9 protein-coding genes are annotated in these 10,103 nt (G+C 66.3%); 8 read left to right on the plus strand and 1 reads right to left on the minus strand.

The window, feature by feature from the left end; translation table 11 throughout:
• From FJ251_09905 to FJ251_09940, 8 genes are all read left to right on the plus strand, one after another.
• Positions 1-674 (plus strand): aminotransferase class V-fold PLP-dependent enzyme (locus tag FJ251_09905; GenBank protein ID MBM4118032.1); only part of this gene is annotated, 674 nt, incomplete at its 5' end.
• Positions 671-994 carry an iron-sulfur cluster assembly accessory protein gene (locus tag FJ251_09910; protein MBM4118033.1) on the plus strand — a complete coding sequence of 108 codons (324 nt, stop codon included), beginning with the start codon at positions 671-673 and terminating at the stop codon, positions 992-994. The genes FJ251_09905 and FJ251_09910, both read left to right, overlap by 4 nt.
• Before the next feature lie 2 nt (positions 995-996).
• Positions 997-3,042 (plus strand): heavy metal translocating P-type ATPase, encoded by a 2,046-nt coding sequence (locus tag FJ251_09915; protein ID MBM4118034.1) that lies wholly within the window; start codon positions 997-999, stop codon positions 3,040-3,042.
• A gap of 148 nt (positions 3,043-3,190) precedes the next feature.
• Positions 3,191-5,080, plus strand: coding sequence for a site-specific DNA-methyltransferase (locus tag FJ251_09920; GenBank protein MBM4118035.1), 1,890 nt, complete (start codon positions 3,191-3,193; stop codon positions 5,078-5,080).
• Between the two features lie 7 nt (positions 5,081-5,087).
• The gene (tcmP, locus tag FJ251_09925; GenBank protein ID MBM4118036.1) at positions 5,088-5,990 is read left to right on the plus strand and encodes a three-Cys-motif partner protein TcmP; all 903 of its coding nucleotides are present in this window, start codon (positions 5,088-5,090) and stop codon (positions 5,988-5,990) included.
• On the plus strand, positions 5,990-6,712 hold the full coding sequence (locus FJ251_09930; GenBank protein MBM4118037.1) for a phage Gp37/Gp68 family protein: 723 nt from the start codon (positions 5,990-5,992) through the stop codon (positions 6,710-6,712). The genes tcmP and FJ251_09930 overlap by 1 nt, the downstream gene beginning before the upstream one ends.
• On the plus strand, positions 6,709-8,601 hold the full coding sequence (locus tag FJ251_09935; GenBank protein ID MBM4118038.1) for a hypothetical protein: 1,893 nt from the start codon (positions 6,709-6,711) through the stop codon (positions 8,599-8,601). Before FJ251_09930 ends, FJ251_09935 begins: the two co-directional genes overlap by 4 nt.
• Positions 8,598-9,995 (plus strand): DEAD/DEAH box helicase, encoded by a 1,398-nt coding sequence (locus FJ251_09940; protein MBM4118039.1) that lies wholly within the window; start codon positions 8,598-8,600, stop codon positions 9,993-9,995. The genes FJ251_09935 and FJ251_09940 overlap by 4 nt, the downstream gene beginning before the upstream one ends.
• On the opposite strand, the gene FJ251_09945 is transcribed toward FJ251_09940, so the two are convergent.
• On the minus strand, positions 9,943-10,103 hold a 161-nt coding region (locus FJ251_09945), incomplete at its 5' end, for a transposase (GenBank protein MBM4118040.1). The genes FJ251_09940 and FJ251_09945 overlap by 53 nt on opposite strands.

The raw sequence follows: 10,103 nt of genomic DNA on the forward strand, positions 1-10,103 counted from the left end.
ACGCCGCGCAGGCCGCGGGCAAGATCCCGCTCGACGTGGACGCGATGGGCGTGGACCTGCTCAGTCTTTCGGCGCACAAGCTCTACGGCCCCAAGGGCGTCGGCGCGCTCTACTTGCGCCGCCGCGAGCCGCGCGTACGAATCGAGCCGCAGCTCCACGGCGGCGGCCACGAGAAGGGCCTGCGCTCGGGCACCCTCAACGTGCCGGGCATCGTCGGCTTCGGCGCCGCGGCGGCGATCGCGGCGGCCGAGCTGGAGACCGAGGCCGCTCGCCTGCGCGAGCTGCGCGATGAGCTCTACGAGGGCCTCCGCGCGCGGCTGGACGGCGTCCAGCTCAACGGCGCGCGCGAGCCGCGCCTCGCCGGCAACCTCAACCTCAGCTTCGCCGGCGTGGACGCCGACGGACTCCTCATGCGCCTGCGCACGATCGCGCTCTCCAGCGCCTCGGCCTGCAGCACGGCCAGCGAATCGCCCTCGCACGTGCTCGCCGCAATGGGCCTGGACGCCGCGCGTGCGGCCGGCGCCCTGCGTTTCAGCCTCGGCCGCTTCACGACGGGCGAGGAGATCGCTGCCACCATCGCGGCGGTCGCCGCCGCCGTTCGGGAGCTGCGCGCGGCCGACCCGCGGCGCCTCACGCTCGACACCCTCGAACACGCAAGGAGCGGACTCGCATGATCACCCTCACCGAGAGCGCCGCCAGCGAGGTGCGCCGCCTGATGGCCGAGACGGGCCAGACGGCCGCCGTGCTGCGCGTCGGCATCAAGAGCGGCGGCTGCAGCGGCTTCAGCTACGAGCTGGGCATCGATGACAACGCCGATGACGGCGACCAGCGCTTCGAGAGCCAGGGCGTGCCCGTGGTGGTCGACCTGAAGAGCTACTTCTACGTGAAGGGGCTCGTCATCGACTTCGAGCAGAAGCTGCTCGGCGGCGGCTTCCGCTTCCAGAACCCGAACGCGACCGGCGGCTGCGGCTGCGGGACGAGCTTCTCGGCCTAGCCGTGGCGAAGCCGCCGGGCACCGAGAGCATCGCCTGCGGCTGCGGGGGCGAGGCCTGCGCCACCGCCGCCCCGGTGGCGGGCGCGCCAAGCCGCTGGCGCGGGCGAGCGCCGGTCCTGATCACCGCGGCCAGCGGGCTCGCGCTCGCGACGGCCTTCGCGCTGCACGCGGCGCTGGCCGGCTGGCGCCCCGCCTTCGGTGCCGAGACGGGGCCGATGCCCCCCGCCGTGACAGCACTCTACCTGCTTGCGGTCCTCGCCGGCTTCTGGCTGGTCGCACCGCGCGCCTGGCGCTCCCTCGTCCGCCTGCGACCGGACATGAACCTGCTGATGACGCTGGCCGTGCTCGGCGCGCTGCTGCTCGGCGACCACTTCGAGGCGGCCACGGTGAGCTTCCTCTTCGCCTTCAGCCTGCTGCTCGAGTCCTGGAGCGTGGGGCGCGCGCGGCGCGCGATCGCCAAGCTGCTCGCGCTCGCGCCCGAGCGGGCCCGCGTGCTCCGCGAGGGCCAGATCGAGTCGCTGGTGCCCGTGGAGTTCGTCGCCGTCGGCGCGCGCCTGCGCGTGCTGGCGGGCGAGCGCATCCCCCTCGACGGCGTCCTGCGCGCGGGCCAGGGCACGGTGGACCAGTCGCCGATCACGGGCGAGTCGCTGCCCGTGGCCAAGCTGCCGGGCGACGCCGTCTTCGCCGGCTGCGTGAACGGCGAGGGCCTGCTCGAGATCGAGGTCTCGCACACGGCGCGCGAGAGCCTGCTCGCGCGCATCCTGCGCGAAGTCGAGGGCGCGCGGGCGCGCCGCGCCCAGGCCGAGCGCTGGGTGGACCGCTTCGCGCGCGTCTACACGCCGGCGATGCTCGCCCTGGCGGCGCTGCTCGCTCTGCTGCCGCCGCTGGTGGCAGGCGGCGACTGGGCGCGCTGGCTCTACCAGGCGCTGGTGCTCCTGGTGATCGCCTGCCCCTGCGCGCTGGTGATCTCCACGCCCGTGAGCATCGTGGCCGGTCTCGCCCGCGCGGCGCGCGAGGGCGTGCTCATCAAGGGCGGCGCCTACCTGGAGCTGCCGGCGCGGCTCGCGGCCATCGCTTTCGACAAGACGGGCACGCTCAGCCGTGGCCGCCTGTCGCTCGCGCGCGTCCTGCCCGCGGCGGATCTCGCCGAGGACGAACTGCTGGCCCTCGCCGCGGGGCTCGAGGCGCGCAGCGGCCATCCCCTGGCCGCGGCCGTTGGCGAGGCGGCCTCCGCGCGCGGCCTCACCGTGCGCGCTGCCGAAGCGCTGGCCACGCTGCCCGGCCGCGGGCTCGAGGGCCGCGTGGCCGGCCGCACTTACTGGCTCGGCAGTCCGGCCTGGATGGCCGAGCTCGGCCGGCCGCTGGGTGCGCTCGCGGCCGAAGGAACGGCACTCGAGCGCTCGGGCCACAGCCTGCTCGTGCTCGCCGACGAGGAGCGCGTGCTCGGCCTGCTCGCCGCGCGTGACGCCCTGCGCCCCGAGGCGCCGGCCGCCCTCGCCGCGCTCGCGCGGCTCGGCCTCGCGCGCCAGGAAGTGCTGAGCGGCGACAGCGAGGCGGCCGCGCAGGCGCTGGCCCCCGCCTTCTCGGCAGCAGGCGCCGCGCCGACGATCCGCGCCGGGCTCCTGCCCGCCGAGAAGGCCGCCGCCGTGCGCGCGCTGCGCGCGGCCGGCCCCGTGGCCATGGTCGGCGACGGCATCAACGACGCGCCCGCTCTCGCCGAGGCCGACCTCGGCATCGCCATGGGCGCGATCGGCACCGACGCCGCGATCGAGACGGCCGACATCGCCCTGATGACGGACCACCTGGACCGCCTGCCCTGGCTGGTCGCGCACTCGCGGCGCGTGCTCGGGGTGATCCGCCAGAACGTGGCGCTGGCGCTGGGGCTCAAGCTCCTCTTCCTCGGCCTCGCGCTGGCCGGCCAGGCGACGCTCTGGATGGCCATCGTCGCCGACATGGGCGCCTCGCTGCTCGTGATCGGCAACGGGCTGCGCCTCCTCGGCGCGCCGGGCGCGGCGCGGTACTCGGCCAAGCAAGCGCGCCCTGCCTGATACTACCTCAGCAGTGGTCATTCATCTGCCGACTGGATTTCCTCTGGGTTGTCGCGATACAGTAGTCTCGCCGCGCTGGGAGTAGCCAAGAGCCGCCGTCATCGGCACGGCGGTTCAGCCTCACCGTGGCCGCCCGCGAGAGGGAACGATGACGACTGACGAATCCGAGAAGCTCGACCTCCACTCGCAGGATGTAGCGGAGCAGCGACGCCAAGCGCTGTTGCGCCTATATCCCGAGATCCACACCGAAGCCGGCAAGCTCGACATCGAGAAGCTGAAGCTCGCCCTGGGCGAAGCCGCGGACGTGGGCAAGGAGCGCTTCGGTTTGAATTGGCCGGGCAAGGCCGACTGCTTCCGCACGATTCAGGCCCCGAGCCTGGGCACGCTGCGGCCGTGTCCCGAGGAGAGCGTCAACTTCGATAGCACGGGACATCTCATCATCGAGGGCGACAACCTCGAGGTCTTGAAGCTCCTACAGAAACCGTACCTGGGCAATGTCAAGATGATCTACATCGACCCGCCCTACAACACGGGCAACGACTTCATCTACCCAGACGACTACACCGAGAGCCTACGCACTTACCTTGAGTACACCGGCCAGGCAGATGCCGGGGGCAAGCCATTCAGATCCAACACAGACACAGATGGCCGCTTTCACTCCCGCTGGCTGAACATGATGTACCCTCGCCTCTATCTGGCGCGGGATCTCCTGCGTGAGGACGGGGTGATCTTCGTCTCGTGCGACGATCACGAAGTGCACAACCTTCGTGCGCTGATGAACGAGGTGTTCGGGGAGGAGAACTTCGTCGCCTGCGTGATCTGGCAGAAGGTCTACTCGCCCAAGAACTCCGCACGACACCTCTCAGAGGACCACGACTACATCGTAGTCTACGCCCGGCACGCAGAGATTTGGCGGCCTAGGTTGCTTCCCCGCACCGCCGAGATGGAAGCGCGCTACGACAACCCGGATCAAGATCCGCGCGGGCCATGGAAGCCAAGTGATCTCTCTGCGCGCAATTACTACAGCGAAGGCACCTATGCGATACAGTGTCCTTCAGGCCGGACTATTGCCGGCCCTCCCACGGGCAGTTACTGGCGCGTGAAGAAGTCCAGGTTTCTCGAACTCGACCAAGACGGCCGCATCTGGTGGGGCGAGGACGGAAACAACGTTCCAGCAATCAAGCGATTCCGTACCGAGGTGAAGCAGGGTCGCATTCCTCAGACACTCTGGCCCTATTCCGAGGTTGGCCACACGCAGGTTGCCAAGAAGCAACTGCTCGAACATGTCGCCTTTGAGCACACCGATAACGTCCTCGATACCGTCAAGCCAACGGGGCTCATCCGCCGGATGCTGCAGATCGCGACCCAGCCGACGGAGTGCGACGTTATCCTGGATTTCTTTGCGGGTAGCGGTCCTACGGGCCATGCCGTGCTCGAACAGAATCGCGACGATGGCGGCAATCGAACATTCCTGCTCGTCCAGCTCCCCGAACCGCTACCGACACCCGAAGCCCGGCTGCGGACGATTGCAGACATCGCGAAGGAGCGGCTCCGCCATGCCGCTCAAGCTCTCACCGATGGCGACTCCGGCAAGCTCGCCCTTGAAGGCAGCACCAAGGTCGACCGCGGCTTCCGCGTCTTCAAGCTGGCCGAGTCGAACTTCGCGACCTGGGATGCGGAGCAGTCCAAGGATGCCGACCAGCTAGCTGAGCAACTCGCGCTCCATGCCAACCACATCCGTGACGGCCGCTCAGAGCTGGACCTGCTGTACGAGATCCTTCTCAAGAGCGGCTACCCCCTCGCCTCACCCGTCGAGGCTCTCGAGCTGGCTGGGAAGCGGGTGAACAGCGTGGGGAGCGGAGAACTCCTCATCTGCCTCGAGCGGACACTGACCCTTGATCTGATTCGCGTTATGGCAGCCCGGACACCCAAGCGAGTCGTCTGCCTCGAGGAGGGCTTTGCAGGCAACGACCAACTCAAGGCCAATGCTGTCTACATCTTCAAGACCAAGGGGATCACCAGCTTCAAGACGGTATAGGGGGACGATGGTCGGCAAGGGTGACAACAAGGGGAATCTCTTCGGTGGCGATTGGACCACGCATAAGCTCGATGTACTCGCAGGCTACTTGTCGAGCTACACGACCGCGCTCAAGAACGCTCACTTCGAGAAGCTCTACATCGATGCTTTCGCGGGAACTGGCTACCGTGATGCACGACGCAAGGAGCCCGAGTCCATCCTAGAACTACCGTTTCCCGACCTTGCGGAGGCTGAGACGCAAAGGCTTCTCGAGGGCTCTGCACGGCGCGCCTTGGCGGCCAAGCCTCGATTCGAGCGATACGTCTTCATCGAGCGCAGTCCGGAGCGCTGCGCGCAGCTTGAGGCGCTGAAGTCGGAGTTTCCCAGTCTGGCCAAGGACATCGAGATCCGCCAGGGTGATGCGAACTCTGAGATCCGTACACTCTGCTCTCGGGATTGGCGTTCGCGGCGAGCCGTGCTCTTCCTGGATCCGTACGGCATGCAAGTCGAATGGGCAACGATTGAAGCTGTCGCCCGCACCCAGGCTATCGATCTTTGGGTGTTGTTCCCTCTCGGCATGGGGGTGAACCGGCTACTCAAGAAGTCCGGGGATATCCCCGAGGGCTGGCGGCGCAGGCTGGACCTGCTGCTCGGCACTCGGGACTGGCACGATGAGTTCTATCGAGTCGATGTTACGCCAACCCTGTTCGGCGGCGACGAAGAACGTGTCGTCAAGGCAAGCATGGAGACAATCGGCAAGTACTTCAATAAGCGGCTCGAAAGCGTCTTCGTCGGGGTAGCGCCGACTCCGGGCGTGCTTCGCAACTCAAAGCAGAACCCGCTCTACCTGCTTTGCTTCGCCGTCGGAAACGCGAGAGGAAGAGACATCGCACTCCGGATCGCAAACCATCTGCTAAAGGAGGTGAGCTAGTGGCCCAAGGCTCTGGCATCGAGTGGACCGAGGCCACCTGGAATCCCGTTACGGGTTGTACGAAGGTCAGCCCCGGCTGCAGGCACTGCTATGCGGAGCGCATGGCCGCGCGCTTGAAGGCAATGGGGCAAGCCAACTACACGAACGGATTCGAGCTGACTCTGCAGCGCCACATGCTCGATCTCCCGTTGAGATGGAAGAAGCCGCAGACAGTCTTCGTGAACTCGATGAGCGATCTTTTTCACCCCGGAGTGCCGCTAGCCTATGTGCGCGAAGTCTTCGCCGTGATGACGCGGGCACACAGGCACCGCTTCCAGGTCCTCACAAAGAGGGGGGACAGGTTGGAGGAGTTGAGCCCGAAGCTCCACTGGGCGCCAAATGTCTGGATGGGTGTGAGTGTTGAGACGGCGCTGTACAAGAGCCGCATCGACCAACTACGAAGCACCGCGGCGCGAGTCAAGTTCCTTTCAATCGAGCCGCTTCTGGGTCCGCTGCCGGGACTCGACCTGCGCGGCATCGATTGGGTGATCGTAGGTGGTGAATCCGGTCCTGGGGCTCGGCCAATGAATCCCGAATGGGCAACCGACTTGCGCGATCAGTGTCAAAGGGCTGGGGTGCCCTTCTTCTTCAAGCAGTGGGGCGGAAAGAACAAGAAGCGCTCCGGCCGCATCCTGGAAGGTCGCATCTGGGACGAGATGCCTGGGGACATGGACCTGCGATGAACCTGCTCAACCGCATTCTCGCTGCCGCGCAGATCGGCGAAACGACCGACTGGGAGTTCAAGTCGGCGCGCGGCGGGTTCCCCGGGAGCTTCTGGGAGACCTACAGCGCGATGGCGAACAGCGAGGGCGGGACCGTTGTCCTGGGCGCCTCCGAGCGAGACGACGAGGTGCGCCTCGACGGCCTCTCAGACTCCTTGGTGGCGCAGCACCAGAAGCGGCTCTGGGACGGCCTGAACGATCGCGGCCAGGTCAGCCTCAACCTACTGGAGCCCAACCTGGTCGAGATCGTGGATCTCGAGGCCGCGAAGCTCCTCGTGATTCGCGTTCCGCGCGCAAGCCGGACACAGCGTCCGGTGTACCTCGGTGGGAACCCCCTCGGGCACACCTGGCGCCGGCGCCACGAAGGCGACTACCGCTGCGGGGATGGCGAAGTCCGACGAATGCTGGCCGACGCCGACGAGACGCCGCGGGATCACCGCATCCCGCGCGGATTTGCTTTGAATGATCTCGATGCTTCCAGCCTGGCGCAGTACCGCCGACGATTCCAGCTTGCCAAAGGTGAGGATCACCCCTGGGCGGCACTGCCCGATGTGGAATTCCTGACTCGACTCGGCGGCTGGCGATGCGATCGCTCGGCCGGAAGCGAAGGCCTGACTCTCGCCGGTATCCTCATGTTCGGAAAGGATCTCGCGCTGCGCGACCCCGAAGTCGCCCCGAACTACTTCGTGGACTACCGCGAGAAGCTCGACCCAAGCACGCGCTGGAGCGATCGTATCTATCCGGATGGGACCTGGGAGCCCAACCTGTTCCAGTTCTACGTAAGGGTCTGGCCCAAGCTCGCTGCAGGAATCCCAACCCCCTTTCGCCTCGAGGGTGACCAGCGGCGCGACGTGACCCCCACTCACGAAGCACTGCGGGAGGCGTTCGTCAACGCCCTGATCCACGCTGACTACTCTGGAGCGGGTGGCATTGTCGTCGAGCGCCATCCCAACCGCTTCTTCGTCTCCAATCCGGGAACGCTGCTCGTGTCGCTGGAGCAGTACCATCGCGGAGGGGTGAGCGAGTGCCGCAATCCCTCGCTGCAGCAGATGTTCCTGCTGATCGGAGGCGGCGAGCGTGCCGGATCGGGAGCCGATAGGATTCGGGCCGGTTGGCGCCATCAGCACTGGCGCGCGCCGCGAATCGAGGTCTTCGACCAGCCGGATCGGGTGGGCTTGTCCTTACCGACGGCCAGCCTAATCCCGGAGGAAACCCTGCACTCGCTTCGGCAGCGGTTCGGCCCCGTGATCTCCAGCCTTGGCTCTGCGGAACTCCAGGCCCTGGCCACGGCCGCACTGGAGGATGCGGTTTCCAACTCCCGCCTCCAGCAGCTCCTGACGGACCACCCGGTGGACATCACCCGGATGCTGACAGGGCTCTGCGAGCGCGGGCTACTGGTTTCGGACAGCCGCAGGCGTTGGACGACTTACCGTCTGCCGCCCGCTGGGGACTCCGGACACTCGCTCTTTCCTGCCGATGGCTCCGCTCAGTTACCTGGGGACTCCACTCATTTGCCGGCCGACTCCGCTCATTTGCCGGCCGACTCCGCTCATTTGCCGGCCGACTCCGCTCGCTCTGATGAGGCCGAGGAGGCCCTTCAGAGAATCGCCGATCCGGTGGCCCAAAGAGGGAAGGTCCCGGCAGATCTCATGGAAAGCACCCTCTACGCGCTCTGCACGGGGCGCTTCTTGACAGCCGAGGACTTGGCCAGGCTCCTCAGACGGACAGCCCCAAACCTGCGGAGCCGGTACCTCACCCCCATGGTTCGCGATGGCCGATTGCGCCTGCGCTTCCCGGAAGCCACAAACCGCCCGGACCAAGCCTACACCGCTGGAGAGGAACCGGAATGAAGATCCAGTTCGACCCCAGCCAGACGTTCCAGCTCGACGCGGTAGCCGCGGTCACGGACCTCTTCGAAGGCCAGCCGCAGGGGAGTCCGGAATACGCCGTCATCAAGCTCCCCGAAGCCGGCCAGCTCTTCGCAGGCCAGGATAGGACCGAACTGGGAGTTAGCAACCGACTCCTGCTGGCCGAGGACAAGCTCCGCGAGAACCTCCGTGCAATTCAGACGCGCAACGAGATCGAGGTCGCCGACCCAGTCGCCCCACCCGATGCCTGGGAGCTGCTCGACGGCCCCGCCGCCCAGCCGAGAAGCTGCCCGCACTTCTCCGTGGAGATGGAAACCGGCACGGGCAAGACCTACGTCTACCTGCGCACGATCTTCGAGCTGTCCCGCCGCTACGGATTCCAGAAGTTCGTCATCGTGGTGCCGAGCGTGGCGATCCGCGAAGGCGTGCTCAAGAACATCGCGATCACTGCCGAGCATTTCCGCGCACTCTACAACAACCTGCCCTTCGAGCACTTCGTCTACGATGCCAAGCGAATCAACCGTCTGCGGCAGTTCGCCACGAGCAACACGCTCCAGATCCTCGTGATCAACATCGATGCCTTCCGCAAGAACTTCACAGGCACCGAGGAAGAGCAGAAGAGCAACGTCATCTACAAGGAGAGCGACCGACTTTCGGGCCGTCAGCCCATCGAGTTCGCTCAGGCCGCCCGGCCGATCGTCATCATCGACGAGCCGCAGAGCGTGGATTCGACCGAGAGAGCGCAGGAAGCCATCCGAGCGCTGAACCCGCTCTGCACGCTCCGCTACTCGGCCACACACCGCCATTCCTACAACCTCGTCTACCGCCTGGACCCTGTGCGGGCTTTCGAGCTGAAGCTCGTCAAGCAGATCGTTGTCGCGAGCGCAGCGGCAGAAGATGCTGCCAACGATGCCTTCGTCCGGATCGAGACGATCCAGCACCTGCCGCGGATCCAGGCAAAGCTGCGCATCCAAGTTCAAACGAGCGCAGGCCCGAAGGAAAAGAGCATCACGGTGAAGCAAGGTTCGGATCTGTTCACGCTATCGGGCGAGCGGGCTTGCTACCGAGTGGGCTTCGAGATTGCCGAGGTCAGCGCGGAGCCCGGTAGCGAGTATGTTCGCTTCGCGAGCGGCCGTGTGCTGCGGTTGGGCGAAGAGATCGGCGGGTTGCGCGAGGACATCTGGCGAACGCAGATCAAGCACACCCTGAAGCGGCATCTCGAGAAGGAGCTCCAAGTCCGCTCGCGGGGCCTGAAGGTGAGAAGTGGTCCCGCTTTCCTGGACAGGTTGGCGGCTGAGCTAAGGTGGACTCCACGGGTTGTCATCATGCCGCCTTCTGCAGTTGGTACTCCTCCATTGGGGTCCTGTCGTTGCTGAGGCTCGAATGGGGCCTCTCCTCATTGTACAGCCGCAGCCACGCCCCAATCCAGTCGCGTGCCTGGATGCCGTTCTCCAGATCGCGCAGGTAGACGCACTCGTACTTGA

It is taken from the genome of bacterium (assembly GCA_016873475.1).
Lineage (GTDB): Bacteria > Krumholzibacteriota > Krumholzibacteriia > JACNKJ01 > JACNKJ01 > VGXI01.